Raw genomic sequence first — 20,549 nt, 5'->3', positions numbered from 1 at the left:
TCTCGTCTCGGCTCCTTTCCGGGTTCTCCCAGTTCAATGACCATGTGCCAGCGCCCCTTTGGCCAAGCCTTCGCCAACCTGCTCACCGCCGGACGGCGGTGCCTTGGCCTCTTGGCTGTTCAGCAGGCGCAGGGCGTTGGCCACCACCAGCAATGACACTCCTACATCGGCTGCAATAGCGCCCCACATCGATGCCACTCCGAACGCAGTAGCGACGACGAAAACGCCCTTGGTCGCCAAGGAAATACCGATGTTCTGATGGATAATCGACATTGTCCGGCGCGAATGACCGATCAGCCAAGGCACCTTGCCGAGATCGTCGGTCATCAGGGCTATATCCGCCGTCTCGATTGCCGCGTCCGAACCAACGGCACCCATTGCGATGGCGTAATGCGCGCGCGCCATGGCCGGGGCGTCGTTGACCCCGTCGCCGATCATGGCCACCATGTCATGCGTTTCGACCAGTTCTTCGATGGCAGTCACCTTGTCTTCGGGCAGAAGCTCGGCACGGACCTCGTCGATGCCGACCTCGGCTGCAACAGCGCGCGCTGTCCGCTCGTTATCACCGGTCAGCATGACGATGGTCTTCACACCCTGCGCGTGAAGCTGCGCCACGATGCCTTTGGCATCCGGGCGGATACGGTCGCGCAATTCCAAGATGCCGGTGACACCGGTGTCGTCGCCCACGGCAACAAGGGTGCTGCCAGCCCCTTCGATGCGGTCGCGCAAATCCTTCGGAATGGCGTCGCCGAAACCCTTCTCCTCGGCAAACCGGTCCGACCCCAGCCAGATCGACCGGCCGTCTGTGCGTCCTTCAAGTCCCCTGCCCGGAACGGTTCGGGTATCTTCCGCGGCGGATACCTTGATGCCGTCGGCTTCTGCCCGCGCAAGAATGGCGCGCGCCAAGGGATGCGAGGAACGTGCCTCCAGCCCAGCGGCGAGGGTCATCAGATCTTGCGCCGATGCTTTGCCCAGCGGATGCACCGCCGCCACCTCGGGCTCGCCCATGGTGATCGTGCCGGTCTTGTCCATGGCCAGTGCAGTGGTCTTGCCCGGTGCCTCAACATATGCACCGCCCTTGATCAGCACCCCGGCCCGGGCTGAGGCGGTGAGTGCAGCGACGATGGAGACCGGTGTCGAGATGACCAGAGCGCATGGGCAAGCGATCACCAGCAGCACGAGTGCATTGTAGAACCAATAATCCCAGGCCCCCCCGAAAATGAGCGGCGGCAGCAGGGCAATTGCAATGGCGAGAGCCATGACGATAGGCGTATAGATGCGGGCGAATTTCGCCACCCACTGCTCCACCGGCGCGCGGCGGGCATGGGCGTCACCGACCATGCGGATGATCTTGGCCAATACGGTGTCCGAGGCGGCCTTCGTGGCGCGCACCGTCAGTGTGCCTTCGCCGTTGATCGTACCGGCATAGACTTCGTCGCCCCGTTCCTTTGGGACCAGCGCACTCTCTCCGGTGATTGGCGCCTGATCGACGGCCCCTGCCCCATCGACAACCTCACCATCCAATGGGATGCGGTCTCCGCCGCGCACGACGAAACGTGCGTTGATAGCAACCGCGGAAGCCGGTACGTCCGCTTCCGAACCGTCATCATAAAGAATTCTTGCCGTCGGCGGCGCCAGGTCCAGCAGAGCTGAAACCGCATTCCTCGCACGCCCGACGCTCCAGCTTTCGAGGAAAAGCGAGAGCGAGAAGAAGAACGCAACCGTCGCCGCCTCGAAAAATTCGCCGAGGCCAATTGCACCCGCGACTGCGATGACCATGAGCAGGTTCATGTCGGGCGACAGCCGCCGTGCGGACGACCATGCCTTGGGCGCCACGAGCCAAACACCGAACAGGATCGCAACCGCGAATAACCCTGCCTCGACCAGTGGCATCGGCGCTTCGCCGTGCCCTGCGAAGAGGCCGAGTGCCCCCCCCATGCCGGTCTCGATGATGTGCCACAGAAATCCCGCGGCCCAGAAGCCGCCGCTGAGCGCCGTAAACAGCCGCTGGCGTGCAAGATGGGCCGCCTGGTCGACCGACGCGTTTTCGGCATCCCAAGGCTTGGCGGTCATGCCGGTGCTTGCGACCAGTTCTGCAATTTCGCCGTCCGATACACTCTTGGCGCTGTCGAGAATAGTCATCCGTCCATTGATCACGTCGAACGCAAGATGTTCGGCCCCGCCGATCTTCGGGCCGACCACCTTGTTCAGGATTGCTACCTCCTCGGCGCAATCGAGGCCGGACACCTGAAAACTGCGCCCGCCCGCTGGCGCGGGGGTCGCCGGAACGGTGTCGCCGCACGTTCCGGCGCTCCCGCAGCAGCTGCCGCCGCTTGTCTGGGCATCTTCGGCGTGATCGTGGTCGTGACGATGGGTGTCGGACGGCATGAATGGACCTCTGGATTCGGGTGCTTTACCATGACATAGCCCCTACAGTGGCTAGAGCTTCAAGAGCAAAATACGGTGGTATTTCAGATTGTTTTATTGCTAGAGGATGCGGTGACTGGCTCTATCACGCCTTGAGGCATGAACAGCCGCTGCAAAGAAAAACAGTCACGAAAGGAAACTTAATGCGGGTTTTGATTCTGAAGCAAAAAATGATGGTTGCAGTGGCGCTGTCGCTCACGGCCGGGTGCGCAGTCCAGCCGACTGGACCGGGCGACGCGGCAAAACAGGGGGGCAACGTTCCCGAAGCCGTGATTGCAATGGCTGCCCCGGATCAGGATGTTGCAACTGCGCGCTTGGTACCGGAAGACGGGTGCTACTGGTACAAACACAGCGGCCCCGTAGAAACAACCTTGCTGCCGCTGCGCACGGCGAACGGCAATCGTATCTGCACCCCTCGCGAAACTTAATTGCGTTTGCCGTCCGCTGCTTGGCTTAGCTGCGGGCAGTCACGCTGTCCTCCGCCGAGTAAAGATAGGCCGTAGAGCCGGTCTCGACGTTCGGGTAAAGATCATTGATATGAGCCATGACCATCCGTACGCAGCCCGAACTTGCGCGGCCACCGATACTCCGTGGGCTCGGAGTGCCATGGATGCGCAAAAGGGTATCGCGATCCCCGACGTAGAGATACAGCGCCCTCGATCCAAGCGCGTTTTCCGGTCCCGGTTCCATGCCATCGGCAATGTCAGCATAAAGTTCGGGGTCGCGATTGATCATGCTCTGTGTCGGTTGCCAGTGCGGCCACCTGACCTTGCGCTTGATGGTATAGACACCCGGCTCGTAGAGGTTCCCCCGCGCGATGGCCACGCCGTAGCGCATCGCGGTTCCACCCTCTTCAATGTGGTAAAGATATCGTGCGACCGCGTCGACATGGATATCTCCCGGCACGAGACCGGCCTTCGCGACCACACGTTGCGGTAGGAACCGCGGGTGCAATCCCCATGGGTTGGAAGTCTCGGCAACATAACCCTGAGGCGTCACCTGTGCGTCCCATTCAGCCTTCTGAGCCTCGGTGGGCCAAGTGTCGGCAAAAGCCATACCGGGACCGGTCACCGAAAAAAGCGCCGTTGTTGTCTGAATGAAGTGTCGTCTTGTCAGCATTTCGTACCCTTTCGGTTCTCACCGGCGATTGATGGCAAGAACGGTATGTGTTCTCCTTGAACAGATAGGACTTCTAGTGGCTAGAGGTTCAAGGGCAAATTTTCGTGAGCAAACATGCGATCCTTGCAGTTTCCAGTTTGCTTGGGAGGAGAAAACTGCTCGCACGATACCTGGTCCGAAGTTGCGCAGCGACAATTCGTTAAGTCGCAGATTGTCTGGAAATTTAGGCACAGCGGCTTCGATATCGCGACCATGAGATCGGGAACGTCACGGCACAGGGAACTTACGCCACTCGCAAATGCTACGATGCCATCTCTGGCTCCGGCTCTCATTCCGTTATTTCGCCCCGTTAGAACGCAAAGCTTGGATGGAGATCATAGCTGTAGCGGCGGCTCGTAATTAGGCCATACGGGCATCGCAGTATCTGGGCTGCGCGCTCTGGCGACAATGGAGCGGATATCCCCGCCGAAGCCGCGCCGAGACGAGACGAGACGAGACGAAGATGCAATGTGTGAAACTGCTTGGCCAGCCGCTCATCGCGTCGGACTTTGGCCGCCATGGTGCGAAGCTTCAGTTCCGCTTAGCAGTCGTCAACAGCTACACCGCCCTTGGCATCCCCGTCACAGAAGCTTTGGAATAAGTCCGTCCGGAGAATGGTTAACACCGCCTATCAGCCTATTTGTAGAACATTGCCTCGAGGACCCCTCGATTGGTAGGTTAAAGTCTAAGGTCAACCCGCTTACTTCAACGGCAACCACCCGACTATGACCGCTGGGAAAACGCCGCGAACAGCGCAAGCGTCCGTTCGCTGACATGGTGCTCGATGCCTTCGGCATCGCGTTCAGCCGTCTCGGGGTCGAGCCCGAGGCTCAGGAGAAACCGCAAGACGATCTCGTGGCGATGTCTGCATTCCTTGGCGAGCGCCCGGCCTTCCTCGGTCAGGAAGACCGAGCGGTATTTCGCGCGAGTGATCAGGCCGTCCCGCGCCAGACGGCCAAGCGTCTTGGCGACTGTTGGCGCGGTCACGCCCATGCGTGTCGCAATATCGACCGGCCGGGCCTCGCCGTTCTCGTGGATGAGTTCGGCGATCAGTTCGACATAATCTTCCGCCACTTCGCTGCGCCGCGCTTCGCGCACACCGATGAAGGCCTCGGCGCGGGATTCGACCGCACGTGCCTCTGCCTCGGTTGAATCAAGGTTCTCATCATCCGTCATGTCGTCACCCTCGCACGATCGGGATTGACTCGTAAAGCCTAAGCGATGATTATTAGCCGAAGCTAACTTTTTGCGCCGGGACTTGGCCTGCGTGTCATCTGAGGGGACATCGTCCATGCCTGTCGATACCAGCAAACGAGGGCGCGATGTGTCGTCCGCCGTGGAGACATCTCGGCCCACAGCGCCACCTGCGATGGTCACGGAGCCAGTATCGGCGTCGCGACGCGCGTTGTTGGTCGGCGGTCTGGTGGCTGCCGGCGGAGCGGCCGTGGCCGCGAGCCGCGCGCAATCCCAGGCAACGCCCGACCCGATGGCGGGGCATGCTATGCCAGGCGGGGCGGTCGATCCGTATTCGGCCCATGACAGTGGCATGGCGCATGGCAACATGACGATGGTCGGCCAGGTCGACCACGCCCGGAACGGGTTCGACCCGACGGCCATGCTGACCGACTGGGAGACCGGTCGCACCGAAGTCCTGCCGGATGGGCGCACGTTGCGAACGTTCGAGGTGGACGCCATCGACGTGGAGATCGAGATCGCTCCCGGCGTTTTCTTTCCCGCCTGGACGTTCAACGGCCGCGTGCCAGGCCCCGCCCTGCGAGCGAAGGAGGGCGAACGACTGAGGATCGTCTTTCGCAACCTCGGGTCACACCCGCATTCCATGCATTTTCACGGCATTCACTCGGCGCGGATGGACGGCGTTCAAGGCGCCGGGCTGATCGATCCGGGCGAGGAGTTCGTTTACGAATTCGATGCCAAGCCCTTCGGCTGCCACCTCTACCATTGCCATGCCCTGCCACTGAAACGGCACATGCACAAGGGCATGTACGGCCTTTTCGTGGTCGATCCGGATCCGGCGCGCCACCCCGAATTTGCGGCCGTTGCGGCGTCGCGTGTGCTGGGCAGCCCGGAAAACGCCGAATGGAAGGAACTGGCGATGGTGATGAACGGCTTTGACACCAATTTCGATGGTGAGAACGAGGTCTATGCCGTAAACACGGTCGGCCAAGCTTACATGAACGCGCCGATCCGGATCGACAAGTCGCGCCCGGTACGTATCTACCTCATGAATGCGACCGAGTTCGATCCGATCAACTCGTTCCACCTGCATGGGAATTTCTTCGACTATTACGACACCGGCACCCAGCTCACGCCGACCCTGCGCACGGTCGATGTGATCATGCAGTGTCAGGCGCAGCGCGGCATCCTCGAGTTCAGCTTCGCCGATCACGAGGACGGGATGTATATGTTCCATGCGCACCAGGCCGAGTTCACCGAACTTGGCTGGATGGGCTTTTTCGACGTGCGGGAGGCCGGAGCATGACCGATCATATCCAACGCAGCCGCCCGCCAATGACCCGTCTGCTTCTCGCCCTCGTGCCGCTGGCCGTCATGCTGGGCGCCTTTGTCTGGATCGCCTCGCTCGATCCCTTGCGCGGCTTCAACAACGGCGCCCCCCCGGTCGAAGCGCTGACCGTCGAACGGACGATCCTCGATGGGTCGGGGATATCGCTCAGGGCGCGCGCCGGCGGATCGGAGCCGATGGTGGTCGCGCAGGTCGCAGTCGACGATGCCTACTGGACCTTCACGCAGGAACCGGCGGGGCCGATTGCCCGAGGCGACGCGGTCTGGCTGCGTATTCCCTATCCGTGGGTTATTGGCGAGGCCCACCATGTCAACCTGCTGACCAACACGGGCGCGACCTTCGGGCATGAGATAGTGGTGGCGGTTCCGACTCCAAAGGCGTCCGCGTCGCAGTTGCGTCCTCAGGCAGTGATCGGGGCGATCGTCGGCCTTTTGCCGGTGGCGCTTGGCCTGATGTTCTACCCGGCGATGAAGGGCGTCGGGCGAAGCGGGATGAACTTTCTGCTTGCGCTGACGGTCGGGTTGCTGGCCTTCTTGCTGATCGACACGATCTCCGAGGCGCTGGAGTTGTCCAACCGGGCAGCCGCGATATTCCAGGGTTCCGCTATGGTCTGGTTGGCAGCGCTGGCAAGTTTTCTGTTGCTGATGGCGATCGGGCGCTGGCGCGGCAATCCGGAAGGTATTGCGCTGGCGTTCTACATCGCGCTTGGCATCGGGCTGCACAACTTCGGCGAAGGGCTGGCAATCGGCGGCGCATTCGCTGCCGGGTCGGCCGGGCTTGGCACTTTCCTCGTCCTAGGCTTTGCCTTGCACAATGTCACCGAGGGCATCGGCATCGCCGCCCCGATGCTTCGTGCCCGGCCAACGCTTTGGACGTTTGCCGCCCTTACCCTGCTCGCCGGTGGCCCGGCCATCCTCGGAATGTGGGCGGGCAGCCTTGCCTATGCGCCGCAATGGTCGGCACTGGCACTCGCCGTCGGAGCGGGTGCGATCCTGCAAGTCATGGTCGAGGTCAGCGCCTACCTTGTACGTCAAAACGCCGACAGGCAGGCGGCGCTGATGGCACCAGCCGTACTGGTCGGGTTTCTGGGCGGCATCGCCTTCATGTACGCGACGGCGGCATTGATCAAGATCTGAGCGGTGATCGGCTGTTTCGGCCTTATGGGGCGGTCGCCCAGCTCTATAAACTGACCCCGTCTGTCCACGGGGAGATCGCAATTTCCGTGCCCCAGTTTGTGCGCCCAAGAGACTTATTCTTTCGTGATTTCGAAATGAAGAATTTGAGGCTAGAGGGACTAGAGGATCCACCTAGATATCACAGATAGGTGAAAACACTGCAAATCCATCTGACCACTATTGCTGAGCCGCCGTCGAAATCGACTGTCTGATATTTTTGTTCTGTCACGATTCTGGGCCTCCGTTGAACTATCAGCAGATGCTACACACCAAAACGAGTGCTTCTTTAGAGGTGTTTCATGGCATCGCCCGCCACATGCGGAAACATTCCTTTCCGGTCACCTCGCAGATTAGACCTTGTGCTTCCATCCAAGCAAGGTTGCGCTGGACGGCGCCCCGGCTGGCACCGGTCAGGGTCTCGGCCATTGGAGCGGAGACGACGGGCCATTCGGTCAGCACCGCGCGCAATGCTGGTGGTGTCTTGCCAGAAAGCGGGGCCATCATGGTTTCCGCCCGCGCTGACCATGCCTGGATATCGTCGAGGTGCCGCATCGCGGTCAGGCATGCTATTTCCATATCGGCGTTGCGACGTCAATCGCCAGCGTGACCCAAGGCCGCCCAATTGGTGCCAGTTCTTTTGAGATATACCTGAACAAGCGGACGCAAAACGGCCGCCCCGCGCGCTTCCTCATCACCATCGGCAACAGAGTCGTCGCCATCATTCTCCATCGATATCTGCCGCACAAGTCTGTGAACTCTGTCTCAGGATTAAGGGCAAGAATATCGGAGCAAAAAGCAAAATCTCATATTCAGGGGCAAAGGACAGCCGTTGATCTTGTTGGATTTCTCATCTCACAGTTAGGGCTACGCGACACCAGATTTACGTGCGTCTCAGAGGCACCCAATACCGCGCTCAAAGCCTTTTCCACACGGCCAACACAAGATGAACAACTCATCTTTTGAGTGCCGTACGTGAATGATTTTTCGTTTTCGATATTGAGACCTCTTGCTCCGGACAACTTCAGAGATAGAGGGTCCAGCAGGCGGAAGGTCAAGGACTTTAAGGTCCGATTTCACAATCGTCGTCCGTTTCACTCGGGGACGAGGGCTGCAATCTTTTCAAGAAAGGTGCCGCGCTCGATCACACCGGGGATTATTTCATCACCCAATACGAACGTCGGCGTTCCAGTTATACCCAAAGCTTCTGCCAGACGCAGAGAGCCAGCAATGTGATCGTTCACTAGGTCTGATTGCATGTCTGTTTTCAAAACTTCGAGATCGAGCCCCACATCGCCTGCAACTTTCATAACGCTTGCTTCAACGGCTTGCCCGTTCAATGCCATCATTGCCTCGTGAAACTGCTGATATTTACCTTGGTTTCTCGCGGCAAGTGACGCGCGCGCCGCAATTTCGGAACCGGGCCCTAGGATCGGAAATTCACGATAAATAATGCGGACATCCTTGCTTGTCTCCAGCACGGCTTTGACTTCAGGTGCTGCGCGGCGGCAATATCCACAGTTATAGTCAAAAAATTCGACTAGCGTGACGCTACCATCCAGATTTCCGAAGATGGGAGCGTTCTGTTCGAAGTCGTCGCGCAATTCAGTTAAAGCTGTAGACTGCGCTTCAGCAAGTGCTGCATTTTCACGTTCTTGTAGGATTGAGAGCGCTTCGATCAAAATTTCGGGTTTTTCCAAGATCGCTTCAAGCGCCAGACGCTTAATATCTGCCTCATTGAGTTCTTGTGCGGCCACAGTAGTGAAAGAAAATGCAGTGAAGACTGTTGCAAGAACAATTTTTGAAAGGTCGCGTCGCGCTGATAACATCTTAAATACTTCCTAGAAAGTTGCGGGGTACAGGATCACACGCGTGTCCAGCGGAACCATATCATACAACTGGACAATCTGATCGTTCACCAATCTGGCGCATCCGTTTGAAACGGCACTGCCAATAGTGCTTGGGTCATTTGTGCCATGCACACGTAAAAAGGTATCCCCGCGTCCCGGTTGAAAAAGGTAGAGGGCCCGCGCACCTAGAGGGTTGCTCAGACCGCCAGGCATTCCATTCCGAAACGGTCCATACTTTTTCGGTTCACGACGCAACATGCCCGGGGTCGGTGTCCAGCTGGGCCACTCCTTCTTTGCCCCCACATAGAATTCGCCTGCCTCGTAAAGGCCCGGGCGACCGATCCCGACAGCGTAGCGAATTGCAGTGTTATCGGGTTGGGTCCAGAACAGGGCAAACTGGCTTGGAACAACATGGATTTCGTATGGAGCGGAGCCCTCTGGAATGCTCACTACTTGAGGTAAATACTCCGGCGGTAAATCATACTTTGGCAGCACTACATGGGCTGAAACTGGCTGACTGGCCAAAGTGCCAACAGCCCCGGCGGCAAGGAGGAATTTTCTTCGATTCATGAAGCTGTGGCTTTCGAACGGTGAACGTTGAATGAACGCCGGTACACGAGAAAAGACTTTAACAAGTCATGCTAGGTGCGCGATCAGAACAATTTCACTTGTGTTCCTACCTCAGCCAAAGCGAACAGTTCTTTGATATGTTCGTTGTAAAGGCCGATGCATCCGTTCGACGATTGGCGGCCAATTTTCCGCGTGTCGCCCGTTCCGTGGACGCGGTAATATTGCCATGAAAGGTAGAGGGCGTGTGTACCCAAGGGGTTGTCTGGACCGGGTGGAAAATAGTCTGGCCAATCCGGATTGCGGATCTTCATCGAAGGCGTGGGGCGCCAGCTTGGTCCTTCCACTTTCTTGATAACGCTAGTGTATCCGCGTTTTGTCAGTTCTTCGGATTCCGGAACGCTCGACGGATACAGCTTATAAACACTTTCATCCTCTGACCAATATTGCACCGCTCGGGAATCAATGTCGCACAGGATTGCACCGTGGTTTAGATTATCGAAGTGATCCCGCCAGTTTGAGGTGCTGAAGGATGAAATATTGCGGCGCACTGGTGGCGTAGCAAGTGGTGCTGTGGTTTGCGCTGTTGCAACGCCTGCTCCTAGGAACACCCCACTTGCGGCCGCACCGAGCAGCGCTCCGCGACGTGAGATAGATGAGTCTTTAATTAGCTTCATGATCAATCCTTCGGTCGTGCCTCTTTCGCCTGGTTACAACCTTCACCCACTGGAGCTTCAAGCGATCAATTGTCACAAAAACGTGAGACGAATGGCTAACGAACGCTTTGGGCTGGAAAAGCCTTGTCGCATTCGAACGGAAAGTGGCTTAAACGATCATCTGGGGCGGCACTAAAGCGTGCCAGGTCAAGCCGGTGTCAGCCTCGACAAATGACCTATATTAGGTCAGCTTTCCACATGCGATACCTCCCGTGCCCCGTCACCTCGCGGATCAAACCGCTTGCCTCCATCCATGCGAGATTGCGCTGAACGGCGGCGCGGCTGGCTCCGGTCATGGCCTCAGCCATCGGGGCGGAGACCAAGGGCCATTCCGTGAAAACCTTTCGCAAGGCAACCGGCGTGCGGCCAGATAATTGCGCCATGACGTTTTCTGCCCGCCCGATCCACACTTCAATATCATCAAGTGTTCGCATCGCCGTTAGAATTGCGCTGTTCATCCCATCCAACCAGCGGGCCAAACGCTCGGGTGGCAAGCCCGAAACGCGCAGCCCCCCGGCCCCGGCCATAGCGAGCGGCGCGAAGATGGCACCGCTTCCATCGCTGGTCGCGATCCTGGACGCGGTGACGGCAGCTTCGATCTGGTCGCCGTGGCGTCCGAGGCCCGCCAAGCTCCACAGGTGATACCCCATGCACGCCCGCGTGATCGGGTGGAGACCCTTTGCGGCTGCCATGACGTCCAGCCACCCACCCGCGCGATCCTCGAAACGCTCAGCGCTGTCTTCAATGTTCTCGGGATCGCGGCGATCCAGGAAGGCGGCCAAGTCAGCTTTCGGTCCAGGACCGCCTGTTAGGCGCCGAACAGCCCATCCAACTCTTGCCAGTGCATTTGGGTCATCCTGTGCACCTGACAGCCGCATCGATATCCAGAGCGCCAGACGATCAGAACTCACCCGATCCCCTGCGAACCAGCTGAGATCCGCTGCCTCGATAAGAGCGAGGCGATGCCGCCAGCCTTCCGGGCCACGCAGCAGCCGGTCATCCAGAGCTCCCAGGCGTCCAGCCACTCTTGCCAGTCGCGCAGCGTGAACGCCTTCTGCTTTTGCCCAGTCTTCGACGACAGCAGTGTCGGGCGGTTCCGCCCGTGGCCCTGGAGGCAAATCATCCGGTTCTTCTTCAAGTGACCTAGGTAGAAACCAGAGATCGTCTTCGTGAGCCTCTTCATCCTCCTCGATGGTGATAAGGGGGTCGTCGTAATCATCAGTCAAAGAAGAGGCTTGCGTCATCATGTGTGCAAAATACTGATTTTTTGCACATTGCCCAGGCGTTTTTGTGGCCGCTGCCTGCGCCCTTTATATAGTACGCGCGCGCGACTGCAGGTGAAACCTCTCAGATCGCTTTCAGCGCAAGGAAACCAAAGGTTTTTGGACGAGCACGACGAGAGAGCACCTACTTGCATTTGTTTACAAACGGTCGTTTAGTAGCGATAGATAAAACTGCAAAAGGCCTGTTTTGATGCCATTGATAGGCTACGCGCGCGTATCTACCGAGGATCAGACCCCCCTGCCCCAGTCGCAGGCCCTGAAATCTGCGGGTTGCGCCGAAATCTATGAAGAGCACGCCTCAGGCGGCAATCGCGCGCGGCCGGTGCTTGGGCGTGTGCTCGAACGCATCCAGAGTGGCGATACGCTGGTCGTCGTGCGGATCGACCGGCTTGCGCGGTCTCTGTCGCATCTGCTGGAAGTGATCGAGCGGCTGGAGGCCAGGGGTGCGTTCTTTCGCTCGATCCAGGACCCGATCGACACTGGATCCCCGCAGGGCAAGTTCACGCTGCAGGTCTTGGGCGCTGCGGCCGAGTTCGAGCGCGCCCTGATCCGGGAGCGCACCAAGGCCGGCCTCGCCAGCGCGCGCACAAAGGGCCGCGTGGGCGGAAACCCTGGACTGCGGGCCAAAGACCCTGCCGCTCTTCGCAAGGTGCGGCTAGCGCGACAGGACGGCTACATGGAGCGTCTGAACGAAACGGCACAAGATTGGGTGCCCCATGTGCGCCGGTTGCGCCCCGACTTGGCCTGGGAAGACGTGGTGCGCATCATCAACGGCCCCTTGCCCGAGGCGCGTCGCTGGACCCAAAGCCGTCTCTTGCGCGCTGTGAAGGCCTATGTCCGCGACGGCTTCCTGCCTACCGAGGTGCTGGCCCGCGCCGGGCGCCGCGAAACGGACGATCGCCTGCCCGCCATTATTGCTGGCATCAAGGGCGCAGATCCCGACATCACGCTTCAAGTGATCTGTGAACGGCTGGAATCTATGCGCGAACGCACGCCTCGCGGCCGAACAAGATGGCAGCCGTCTTCGGTGAAAATGCTGTTGGAGCGGGCGGAACGACTTGGCCTCATGCCGTACGAATCGAGCCAAGATCAGATGTAGCTTCTGACCCGAATCCAAAAAATTTCACCGGGAGAAAACTCCGCAGGAGGCAGAAAGTGCCATTAGTTGCTTGGGGTTAGTTGCTAATGTGCCAACTCAACAGAGTAGCGGCTCGATTCGGTTAGATCTGCATTTAATATATCTATATCAATGACTTGCTGAGTTTTTTACGCGGCAACGCCTATAGGTGTTGTGGATAACTTTCACACTACATTTAGATTCTTCTTGCCGGACTCACTGGATCGTGGCATTCCCATTCTGACGGCAAAACGCGTCAGACACGCTGTACACCGTCAGAATGACTAAGAGCCTCAACAGAGGCCGAGAGTGGGCGGCAGGACATGGATGATCGTAACATTGGATACACGCAAGGCATAGGCTCTTCCGATATCGGAGCATTTGCCGACAATCTGGCTGAGTCTTTGGATCGCCAGATGAAGATCGCTTTCGAACCCGAAGAACGAAAGTCCCTACGCCGCTTCAGTTCCACCGAAGTCGCCGGCCTCCTGCGCGTAAGCACATCTAACCTGCGCAACCGGCACAAGGACGGCAGCTTTCCAGAAGTGCATACAGACAACCGCGGACACCGGTTCTACACAGCCCAAGAGATTGATGAGTTGCGCGATGTTCTTGGACGCACTGGAAAGAACGCAGAAAGCTACCGCCCAGGTCGACGTGATGGCGATCGTCTCCAGGTGATATCCGTCGTCAACTTCAAAGGCGGTTCATCAAAGACTACTGCAACGATTCATCTTGCGCAAAGGTATGCCTTGCGCGGTTACCGCGTGCTGGTCCTAGACCTCGATCCGCAAGCAAGTTTGACCACGTTTTTCGGCTTTCGGCCCGAGCTTGAGTTCGCCGATGGCGGCACAATCTATGATGCTTTGAGATATGAGGACCAAGTTCCTCTCTCGAACGTCATCCAAAAGACCTACTTCCATAAGCTCGACATGGTGCCCGCCGGCTTGATGCTCTCGGAGTACGAAACCGAGACCGCAAACGCTCTCGCCCGTCGCGTACAGCCCATCTTTGCAGAGCGCCTCGCCTTGGCGCTTGAAGAGGTTGAGGCAAACTACGACATCGTCCTGATCGACTGCCCGCCTCAGCTTGGGTTTCTAACCTTGACTGCGCTGGCAGCCTCGACGGGGCTTTTGGTTACCGTGGTACCTGGCATGCTTGACATCGCATCCATGAGCCAATTCCTGAAGCTTGCTTCAGAAACGGTCAAGGCCGTGGAGGAAGCCATCGGTCGGCGTGTCACATGGGATTTTGTCAAGTTCCTGATTACCAGATATGAACCGTCGGACGGTCCGCAGACCCAAATGGCAGGCTACCTGAGATCAATTCTGGCAGGTCAGGTCATGACAGAGCCGATGCTGAAGTCTACGGCGATCTCCGACGCGGGGATGACCCAGCAGACCGTCTACGAAGTCGATCCAAGCCAATTCATCAGAAAGACAATTGATCGCGCCCTGACCAGCGTGAATGGCGTTGGCGATGAGCTAGAGCAGACGATCCAAATGGCATGGGGGCGTCGCTGATGGCCCGAAACATCTTCAACCAGCCTCCAAGGAATGAGACGGAGAGCGGAGCCCCCTCCCCTACCCCGCCAAAAGCGGCAAAGCTGCCGGGATCTGTTGGAGGATTGCGCGACTCTTTGCGCGAGATCACAGCAAACTCGATTCGCGATATCGAACCCAATCAGATTGACATGGATGGGCTGCGCGATCGGTTGGTGCTGGAAGATTCCAGTATCGATGAGTTGGCCGAGAGCATTCGCAAGCATGGCCAACAAGTGCCCATCATGGTCCGTCCATCAGCCCAACCGGACAGATACCGCATCATCTACGGCCGCCGCAGGCTTGCGGCGATCCGTAAGGTCGGTGGAACGGTCAAGGCAATTGTTCGAACCTTGGACGATGACGCATCTCTGATCGCTCAAGGCCAGGAGAACAACCTCAGACTTGATCCGTCTTTTATAGAAAAGTCTCTTTTTATCAAAGAGATGCAAGAATCCGGGTACAAACCCGGTGTCATTCAAGATGCTCTAGGTCTGACCCGGCAAGGCGTATCCAACCACAGGGTCGTCATAGAACAACTGCCAGACGGTCTTGTTCAACTCATCGGGCCAGCACATGGGATCGGACGACGGCAGTGGGGTGATCTAGCTGCCTTGTCGGTGAAGGTAGATTTGGTGGACATCGCCAAAGAGGCGCTCGCCGCCCTGCCCGACGACACTCCTAGTTCCGAAAAGTTCCAAGCGGTCTATTCGGCTTGCTCGAGCAAAGCACGTAGCGACAAGAAGCCGCCCAATCGTGGGCTGACTTCGGTCATCAATGATGAGAACGGCAGTTCATTGGGCACGCTGACAATCGATGAAAAGGCGATCGCGCTCAAGGTCACCAAGAAGGACAATCCAGAATTCGGCCAATGGCTCGAAGAGCACGCGGAAGCTACGCTTTTGCAACTCTTCGTACAGTGGCGGAATGAGAGAGGCTCTGGGTCCTAACCCAGGCCACACAGAGCAACACGAGCAGAGGAGAAAAGCGAAGACCCGAAAGAAAAGAGCCCCCCAAAGTTTCCCCTGGAGAGCCCTCATCACCTGATTAGCATCTTTGATGTAGCAACCTCCAGCATACCGGTCAAGAGTCACCGATTCGGTGGACTGATATTTTTTGCCTTTTTCCGCGAAAATTCGAGGAAAGAGACGGGGAAGTTGTGGGCCGAACGGTCGTCGTGAACAAGCCATGGCATTTACAAAACTCTCGATCGAAGCCGCAGGTGCTGATGCAACCCGCGGCTCATTTCCCCCATCTGAAACCGACGTCTGGACCATCTTCAGAGCCCTGAGAGATGCACGCAGCGTGTTTGGTCTACGTCCTGGCCACATACAGACACTTCAAGCAATGCTCAGTTTTCTGAAACCTGGCCATGGCGAAACGGTTTTTGCGTCTAACAATTCACTTTGCCAGCGCGTTGGCGGAATCGACGAACGGACTCTCCGGAGGCACATCAACCGCTTCGTTGAACTCGGATTCATCAAGCGCAATGACAGCTCGAACCGAAAGCGCTACCGCGTTCGCTCATCCGGCGGGGAGTGCATCAGTTATGGATTGTCTCTCACCCCCCTGCTCCAACGTGCTAGCCAGCTTATAGCCATCGCGCAAGAGATGGAGAATAACCGCCGAGATCGTATATTTGTCCGCAAACAGATCCTTACAAAGCTCGCCCATTTGGAAGAGCACGATCCTAGCAACGCATTCATCAACCACGCACGGAAAGCTCTACGCAGGAAGCTGAGCCTCCCCGAATACCACGCTCTGCTCGCCAATACAGATGCAGAATGCCAGAGTTTGTCTACCCCGGATGACCCGCCTGAAACTATGGAATTGCCCGCCAATGACGGACGAACTGTCCGGCATCAATCTAAGTCTGAAGAAGAAAAAAAAGATTTAGATAGCAACATAGGCCTTGAGGCCCTGAAACCAGACTTGCTGACCTCAGTCTGCGATCAGGCGACATCGTTCTCCACAGAGAGACTTAGAAACTGGTTGGACATTGAAAACCATGCTCGAACACTTGCACCCATGATGGGCATTCACCCAGAGACTTTCGAGAAAGCCAAGAATGCTGTAGGAGCTCAGAAAGCGTCATGCGCGATCTTCATCATGCTACAGCTTGGAAAACGCATCAGGGATTTTGGAGCGTATTTTCACAGTATCACCCTAGGTCAAAGGCAAAACCAATTTGATCCATTAGCTTTGATCAGGCGACTGTCCGAAAACAATGAGCGAACTGTCTAATGTCCACCGCGGTGGACTTCGAACGAGAAGCGGCGCTTGTGGCAACCAAAACTGTCCAAACGCACCTAGCCGCGCGTGATGGTTCTTCAGTTTATCTCAGACCAGCAGATGTCCACCGCGGTGGACAAGTGACACACGAGCAAGCCTTGATGAAAATCTGGCCGCTCATGGAAGAAATCGGCGGCCAGGCAATACACCCTAAATGCCTAAAGTTATTGTGGGAGGTCACCGTCTCCAAAGAGGTTTGGAAAGAGCCGCTCTCGATAATCCAACGGAAACGCCAACCGAACGGGCGTCTTCGGAGAGACGGAAGTCAGGTATCCGGCGGCGGTCAGTTTACTCAGCGTGTTGCGAGCAGTACGCTCGGACGTCTTGAGCACAATCTGCGCATCGCCTCGTTCCAGTGCCCCATGCCGAAGAACCGCCGAGATCAGTTCCGGCGCTCGCTTGTCATCGGTGGTATCTGCAACAAGACGACGATACCGTTGGTCCAGTCCGCCGAGATCGAACAGCTTCGCAGAGAACGTGATCTGGTCGAGCGTCACTTTTAGGAACCATTCGCTGAACGCCTTCAGTGCCGCCTCTGACAGGTTGCCGCGCCCGTCTCGGTCTCCGCGGCGTGGGCTGTCGGCCAGATCCATCATCCGTTTGTACTCGCCCCGATCGGTCAGCCCGCGGGCCAGCCCACGCGAAACGCACCAGAGCCCCTGGCCACCGATCCCTGCTGTGAGGGCCATGGCATGAGACATCAATCTGCTGACACGACCGTTGCCATCCGGGAAGGGGTGGATGTAGTTCAGCCGGTGATGTGCAGACGCGATCGCGATGATCCGTCCGCTCGAAGACCGCGCCGCAATTTGAAACCGTTTGTCAAAGTGATCCATGAACGCCGCGACGCGCGACGATGATGGAGGTAGGTGGCGCCCGACCGCAACTTCCCGATCATCATCCTGGCGCATGCGTCCCGGAACGATGGGCTCTTGTGTGCCGTCGGGATGTTCGATGACCCGAAACTCATCCGGCATCTCGTCGTAGAAGCTCTTATGGACCCAAGTCAGGAATTCGACGGATGTGGGGCGGGGCAGGGTGCCCTTGCGATGCATCTCGTCGATGGCCCGTTGAACGATGACGTGCGCTCGGGCCTCAAGGGCGAGGGGACGGGTTTCTTCCTCAAGCTCGGCACCAGCCAGCGCCCTTTCGATGTCGCGGGGGCGCGTGTTGTGTCCTTCGATCAGGTTGGAGTAGTAGCAGTTCATCACACGGACGAGATCGGCAAGTTCGGCTGCGCTGTCAGGATGCAACCCTTGTCCCAGCCCGGTGGCTTCCCTCTGGATGTCGACCGAAAGGTCTGCCAGTTCTGTGGGAATATGCTCCTCGAAGAAGCAGGGTTCGATCCTGGCGGGTGTTTCCAGCATTTTTGCCGATCTTCCATGTTTGCAAAGTAATTGAAAAATAAACACATTTCGTACTTTCAAGCAAGGTTTTGCCGATATGCGTTGCCGATCTTGCCTGCCGATCTGGAATTGCTGCATGAAATCAATGGCTTCGGCAGATGTGCCGGGCTTTTCGGTTTTGTTGTGTCCCCAAAGGGGCCGGGAAAAGAGAAAGTGTTCTTCGGGTTTTTGTGACTGACGGATGAGGGCCTTTGGGGTCCCTCAGATGGGTCCGGGCCGGATTCCGGTCTGTCTTTCCTGATGAAGGGCATTCCTATGCAATCAGGTGTCTTGCGCGTGCTCCGCGCAACCGCTGCCTCATGGTGGCGGCATACAGAGCTGCGCCGAACTGGCCAGACGTTGCTGGCACAGCGGCTCGAACGCCAGACCGTCCTGCGTGATCTTGGCTATCTCAGGCAGGCAGCGACGCTGCCGAATGCCCATGTGATCTGCGGAGAGGGCGGCACGTTCCTCCATCTCGGTTGGACCACCGTCTCGACCCTCGCGCCGATCGAGCGCTTTCCCTTGGCCGCCCTCGCGGTCGCACGAGGAACTCCGTTCATCGATATCCGACCCGTCACCGATGTCATCACCTTCGCGAACCTGCCGCGGGTGGCGCGGGACGGATCGGTCGACCCTGACTCTTCGGGTCCCGGCAAGTCCGTGTCGCTGACCACCTACATCGACATGGTCGAAGCCCTCGGTGCCAGGATCGCCAACGATCCGCGCCCCTGTCGGTCAACCTAGTCACCACTCCCTCTCACCAAAACTCGAAAAGGAGGCCAGCCATGGCCCGATCCCGTACGCCCAAATTCGATGCCTCAGAGGTCATCACAAACGAAATCATCCGCATCATCGAGCGCGGCGTCCTGCCGTGGCGCAAGCCATGGACCGCAGGTGGCAGCTGTCGCCCCCTGCGCGTGGGCGGGGAACCCTACCAGGGGGTCAACAACTTCCTGCTGACGATGCGCACCGTGATGGCGGGCCATAGCTCGCCCTTCTGGATGACGCTGCCTCAGGCCAATGCCTTGGACGCGAAGGTGCGCAAAGGCGAGAAGTCCTCTGTCGTTGTCTACTACGGCCAAAGCCGGAAAGACGCCGATTGCGAGGACGACCGTAGCAGCGGGGATGATCACTCCGAGGAAGCCCGTATCTTCCGCTTCCAGAAATCCTACCGTGTGTTCAATGCCTGCCAGATCGAGGGCTTGCCCGACAGCTTCTACCCTGACCCGGAGCCCGTGCCCAAGCATCCGCAGTCCGAGCCCATCCCGCACATGCAGGCGTTTTTCGATGCCATCGACATCACAACCGTCTTCACGGGCACGGAGGCGTACTATTTGCCCCCCGTGGACAAGGTTTACATGCCATCCATCACGCGGTTCCAGGACCCGCGCAATTTCTACGGGGTCTGGGCCCATGAGCTCGCCCATGCCACGAAAGCCCCCCATCGATTGAACCGTGATTTCGGGTTCTCGAAGTTTGGCAACACGTCCTATGCGCGCGAGGAGATAGTCGCGGAATTGACCTCGGTGTTCCTGGGGCAGACGCTCGGCTTCACGGCGCATACGCTCGAGATGAATGCCGCCTATCTCCACAACTGGTTGCGCGTCCTGCGCTCGGACAAGGGTGCGATCTTCAAGCACGCCGCGGACGCGCAGCGCGCTTGCGACTACTTGATCGCCAGATCGGAGGCGAGCAGGGCAGGGCGCAGCGCCAAGGCGGCCTGACCACACGGAGAACGGAGAGTCCCATGTCACGCAAGGAACCCAAGACGCTGCGGGTGGCCTGCTTCGAAGACGGCCGCCGCAAGATCATCACTTTCAAGCGCGGTGCCTATTGGTGGAGCCAGTCCGAGGGCGCTTATCCGTTCTCGGCAGCGCTCGAGAGCATCAAAGAACAAGGCGGCTGGATCGAAACCATCCCCAACCCGAACTACAGAGCCAGAGGGCTGTTCGGGTAAGGCGCCTTCTGCTTCGGTCCTTCCGCCAAGCAGAAAAGTGAAAGCGGGCTTTGGGAAGGGTGTTTCAACTTCTCAAAGGAGATCCCCATGTCCATGACCGTTCAACCCCAGCCAGACCGTCCAGATCCGACCGTGATCGCGGCGCAAAACGACGCGTTTCGCAAGCTCGCGTGCCTTGGAGTGCCGCCGGTGCAGCCCATCCAGGGCCGGATGCATGTCACCCGCTCGCTTATGGAGGCCGGTGACGGCTTCATGGCCGAGGCGGTGAAGGCCACCGGTGCGTTCGATACATTCGAGCCTGAGAATGATCCCGAGGGATGGCACGATTTCGGGGCGGTCGAGATCCGGGGCGAGACCGTGTTCTGGAAGATTGATCTCTATGAGGCAGATTCGGATTTCCGCTACGGGGCTGAGACCCCGGACAATCCCGCCACCACCATGCGCGTGCTGACAATCATGCTGGCGCGCGACTGGTAGAAGGGCAGGGGAATCCCCCCTGACATCTGAGACGATGAAGGCCCACTGACCCCTCAAAAGGA

General features: G+C 58.2%; 20 protein-coding genes and 2 pseudogenes. 12 read left to right on the top strand and 10 right to left on the bottom strand.

The genetic code is table 11. The annotated features are described in order from the left end of the window. Positions 1-33 precede the first annotated feature (33 nt). Positions 34-2,388, bottom strand: coding sequence for a heavy metal translocating P-type ATPase (locus GGQ68_RS20275; RefSeq protein WP_183969221.1), 2,355 nt, complete (start codon positions 2,386-2,388; stop codon positions 34-36). A gap of 182 nt (positions 2,389-2,570) precedes the next feature. Between GGQ68_RS20275 and GGQ68_RS20270 the strand changes: the two genes are divergently transcribed. Beyond that, a complete protein-coding gene (locus GGQ68_RS20270) occupies positions 2,571-2,855 on the top strand; it encodes a hypothetical protein (RefSeq protein ID WP_071974144.1) in 285 nt (94 codons plus the stop codon). A 25-nt stretch (positions 2,856-2,880) separates the two neighbouring features. Here GGQ68_RS20270 and GGQ68_RS20265 read toward each other — a convergent pair whose 3' ends face one another. Then, positions 2,881-3,546, bottom strand: coding sequence for a L,D-transpeptidase (locus GGQ68_RS20265; RefSeq protein WP_026155629.1), 666 nt, complete (start codon positions 3,544-3,546; stop codon positions 2,881-2,883). 248 nt (positions 3,547-3,794) lie between these two features. Here GGQ68_RS20265 and GGQ68_RS24455 point away from each other — a divergent pair. Beyond that, positions 3,795-4,186 (top strand): annotated as a pseudogene (locus GGQ68_RS24455) (transposase); the annotation flags it as partial. Positions 4,187-4,308: 122 nt separating this feature from the next. On the opposite strand, the gene mntR reads toward GGQ68_RS24455, so the two are convergent. Beyond that, positions 4,309-4,761 carry a manganese-binding transcriptional regulator MntR gene (gene mntR / locus GGQ68_RS20255; protein ID WP_009815500.1) on the bottom strand — a complete coding sequence of 151 codons (453 nt, stop codon included), beginning with the start codon at positions 4,759-4,761 and terminating at the stop codon, positions 4,309-4,311. A gap of 115 nt (positions 4,762-4,876) precedes the next feature. On the opposite strand from mntR, the gene GGQ68_RS20250 reads away from it, so the two are divergent. Together GGQ68_RS20250 and GGQ68_RS20245 are read left to right on the top strand one after the other, a co-directional pair. Beyond that, entirely contained in the window at positions 4,877-6,085 is a 1,209-nt protein-coding gene (locus GGQ68_RS20250; RefSeq protein WP_246429473.1) for a multicopper oxidase domain-containing protein, read from the top strand. Then, positions 6,082-7,263, top strand: coding sequence for a ZIP family metal transporter (locus tag GGQ68_RS20245; protein ID WP_183969220.1), 1,182 nt, complete (start codon positions 6,082-6,084; stop codon positions 7,261-7,263). The genes GGQ68_RS20250 and GGQ68_RS20245 overlap by 4 nt, the downstream gene beginning before the upstream one ends. 336 nt (positions 7,264-7,599) lie before the next feature. On the opposite strand, the pseudogene GGQ68_RS20240 reads toward GGQ68_RS20245, so the two are convergent. From GGQ68_RS20240 to GGQ68_RS20215, 6 genes and pseudogenes are all read right to left on the bottom strand, one after another. Then, positions 7,600-7,878 (bottom strand): annotated as a pseudogene (locus GGQ68_RS20240) (hypothetical protein); the annotation flags it as partial. A gap of 233 nt (positions 7,879-8,111) precedes the next feature. Further along, positions 8,112-8,258, bottom strand: a complete 147-nt coding sequence (locus GGQ68_RS24930; protein ID WP_156875013.1) for a cation transporter — start codon at positions 8,256-8,258, stop codon at positions 8,112-8,114. Positions 8,259-8,393: 135 nt separating this feature from the next. Further along, entirely contained in the window at positions 8,394-9,128 is a 735-nt protein-coding gene (locus tag GGQ68_RS20230; protein WP_246429472.1) for a DsbA family protein, read from the bottom strand. A gap of 12 nt (positions 9,129-9,140) precedes the next feature. Beyond that, a complete protein-coding gene (locus GGQ68_RS20225) occupies positions 9,141-9,719 on the bottom strand; it encodes a L,D-transpeptidase (protein ID WP_009815505.1) in 579 nt (192 codons plus the stop codon). Positions 9,720-9,802: 83 nt separating this feature from the next. Further along, positions 9,803-10,393 (bottom strand): L,D-transpeptidase, encoded by a 591-nt coding sequence (locus GGQ68_RS20220; RefSeq protein WP_183969219.1) that lies wholly within the window; start codon positions 10,391-10,393, stop codon positions 9,803-9,805. 215 nt (positions 10,394-10,608) lie between these two features. Then, on the bottom strand, positions 10,609-11,679 hold the full coding sequence (locus tag GGQ68_RS20215) for a hypothetical protein (protein ID WP_071974140.1): 1,071 nt from the start codon (positions 11,677-11,679) through the stop codon (positions 10,609-10,611). A gap of 226 nt (positions 11,680-11,905) precedes the next feature. On the opposite strand from GGQ68_RS20215, the gene GGQ68_RS20210 reads away from it, so the two are divergent. From GGQ68_RS20210 to repC, 4 genes are all read left to right on the top strand, one after another. Next, complete coding sequence (locus GGQ68_RS20210; RefSeq protein WP_183969322.1) at positions 11,906-12,814, top strand: recombinase family protein; 909 nt, start codon at positions 11,906-11,908, stop codon at positions 12,812-12,814. Between the two features lie 341 nt (positions 12,815-13,155). Further along, positions 13,156-14,355: a plasmid partitioning protein RepA gene (gene repA / locus GGQ68_RS20205; RefSeq protein ID WP_009807965.1), complete on the top strand. Its 1,200-nt coding sequence runs from the start codon at positions 13,156-13,158 to the stop codon at positions 14,353-14,355. Continuing rightward, the gene (gene repB / locus GGQ68_RS20200; RefSeq protein WP_246429471.1) at positions 14,355-15,323 is read left to right on the top strand and encodes a plasmid partitioning protein RepB; all 969 of its coding nucleotides are present in this window, start codon (positions 14,355-14,357) and stop codon (positions 15,321-15,323) included. The genes repA and repB overlap by 1 nt, the downstream gene beginning before the upstream one ends. Positions 15,324-15,561: 238 nt before the next feature. Beyond that, entirely contained in the window at positions 15,562-16,617 is a 1,056-nt protein-coding gene (repC, locus tag GGQ68_RS20195; protein ID WP_183969217.1) for a plasmid replication protein RepC, read from the top strand. Between the two features lie 212 nt (positions 16,618-16,829). Here repC and GGQ68_RS20190 read toward each other — a convergent pair whose 3' ends face one another. After that, positions 16,830-18,032: a Fic family protein gene (locus GGQ68_RS20190; protein WP_183969216.1), complete on the bottom strand. Its 1,203-nt coding sequence runs from the start codon at positions 18,030-18,032 to the stop codon at positions 16,830-16,832. A 279-nt stretch (positions 18,033-18,311) separates the two neighbouring features. Between GGQ68_RS20190 and GGQ68_RS20185 the strand changes: the two genes are divergently transcribed. The 4 genes from GGQ68_RS20185 to GGQ68_RS20170 all read left to right on the top strand — a co-directional run bounded on the left by GGQ68_RS20185 (position 18,312) and on the right by GGQ68_RS20170 (position 20,487). Further along, positions 18,312-18,797: a hypothetical protein gene (locus tag GGQ68_RS20185; protein ID WP_183969214.1), complete on the top strand. Its 486-nt coding sequence runs from the start codon at positions 18,312-18,314 to the stop codon at positions 18,795-18,797. 41 nt (positions 18,798-18,838) lie between these two features. Beyond that, positions 18,839-19,777: an ArdC family protein gene (locus GGQ68_RS20180; RefSeq protein ID WP_183969212.1), complete on the top strand. Its 939-nt coding sequence runs from the start codon at positions 18,839-18,841 to the stop codon at positions 19,775-19,777. Between the two features lie 23 nt (positions 19,778-19,800). Continuing rightward, positions 19,801-20,010 carry a DUF6330 family protein gene (locus tag GGQ68_RS20175; protein WP_150297420.1) on the top strand — a complete coding sequence of 70 codons (210 nt, stop codon included), beginning with the start codon at positions 19,801-19,803 and terminating at the stop codon, positions 20,008-20,010. A gap of 87 nt (positions 20,011-20,097) precedes the next feature. After that, a complete protein-coding gene (locus GGQ68_RS20170; protein ID WP_183969210.1) occupies positions 20,098-20,487 on the top strand; it encodes a DUF3768 domain-containing protein in 390 nt (129 codons plus the stop codon). Positions 20,488-20,549 lie beyond the last annotated feature (62 nt).

This window comes from Sagittula marina (genome assembly GCF_014196795.1).
Classification (GTDB): Bacteria; Pseudomonadota; Alphaproteobacteria; order Rhodobacterales; family Rhodobacteraceae; genus Sagittula; species Sagittula marina.
The sequence above is the reverse complement of the archived record's forward strand: the minus strand, read 5'-3'. Positions and strand labels throughout refer to the sequence as shown.

What these genes read in the sequence shown, in the direction of transcription:
- GGQ68_RS20275 (WP_183969221.1), bottom strand. Translation starts at nt 2,388, where the DNA reads ATGCCGTCCGACACCCATCGTCACGACCACGATCACGCCGAAGATGCC.
- GGQ68_RS20270 (WP_071974144.1), top strand. Translation starts at nt 2,571, where the DNA reads ATGCGGGTTTTGATTCTGAAGCAAAAAATGATGGTTGCAGTGGCGCTG.
- GGQ68_RS20265 (WP_026155629.1), bottom strand. Translation starts at nt 3,546, where the DNA reads ATGCTGACAAGACGACACTTCATTCAGACAACAACGGCGCTTTTTTCG.
- mntR (WP_009815500.1), bottom strand. Translation starts at nt 4,761, where the DNA reads ATGACGGATGATGAGAACCTTGATTCAACCGAGGCAGAGGCACGTGCG.
- GGQ68_RS20250 (WP_246429473.1), top strand. Translation starts at nt 4,877, where the DNA reads ATGCCTGTCGATACCAGCAAACGAGGGCGCGATGTGTCGTCCGCCGTG.
- GGQ68_RS20245 (WP_183969220.1), top strand. Translation starts at nt 6,082, where the DNA reads ATGACCGATCATATCCAACGCAGCCGCCCGCCAATGACCCGTCTGCTT.
- GGQ68_RS24930 (WP_156875013.1), bottom strand. Translation starts at nt 8,258, where the DNA reads ATGAGTTGTTCATCTTGTGTTGGCCGTGTGGAAAAGGCTTTGAGCGCG.
- GGQ68_RS20230 (WP_246429472.1), bottom strand. Translation starts at nt 9,128, where the DNA reads ATGTTATCAGCGCGACGCGACCTTTCAAAAATTGTTCTTGCAACAGTC.
- GGQ68_RS20225 (WP_009815505.1), bottom strand. Translation starts at nt 9,719, where the DNA reads ATGAATCGAAGAAAATTCCTCCTTGCCGCCGGGGCTGTTGGCACTTTG.
- GGQ68_RS20220 (WP_183969219.1), bottom strand. Translation starts at nt 10,393, where the DNA reads ATGAAGCTAATTAAAGACTCATCTATCTCACGTCGCGGAGCGCTGCTC.
- GGQ68_RS20215 (WP_071974140.1), bottom strand. Translation starts at nt 11,679, where the DNA reads ATGATGACGCAAGCCTCTTCTTTGACTGATGATTACGACGACCCCCTT.
- GGQ68_RS20210 (WP_183969322.1), top strand. Translation starts at nt 11,906, where the DNA reads ATGCCATTGATAGGCTACGCGCGCGTATCTACCGAGGATCAGACCCCC.
- repA (WP_009807965.1), top strand. Translation starts at nt 13,156, where the DNA reads ATGGATGATCGTAACATTGGATACACGCAAGGCATAGGCTCTTCCGAT.
- repB (WP_246429471.1), top strand. Translation starts at nt 14,355, where the DNA reads ATGGCCCGAAACATCTTCAACCAGCCTCCAAGGAATGAGACGGAGAGC.
- repC (WP_183969217.1), top strand. Translation starts at nt 15,562, where the DNA reads ATGGCATTTACAAAACTCTCGATCGAAGCCGCAGGTGCTGATGCAACC.
- GGQ68_RS20190 (WP_183969216.1), bottom strand. Translation starts at nt 18,032, where the DNA reads ATGCTGGAAACACCCGCCAGGATCGAACCCTGCTTCTTCGAGGAGCAT.
- GGQ68_RS20185 (WP_183969214.1), top strand. Translation starts at nt 18,312, where the DNA reads ATGAAGGGCATTCCTATGCAATCAGGTGTCTTGCGCGTGCTCCGCGCA.
- GGQ68_RS20180 (WP_183969212.1), top strand. Translation starts at nt 18,839, where the DNA reads ATGGCCCGATCCCGTACGCCCAAATTCGATGCCTCAGAGGTCATCACA.
- GGQ68_RS20175 (WP_150297420.1), top strand. Translation starts at nt 19,801, where the DNA reads ATGTCACGCAAGGAACCCAAGACGCTGCGGGTGGCCTGCTTCGAAGAC.
- GGQ68_RS20170 (WP_183969210.1), top strand. Translation starts at nt 20,098, where the DNA reads ATGTCCATGACCGTTCAACCCCAGCCAGACCGTCCAGATCCGACCGTG.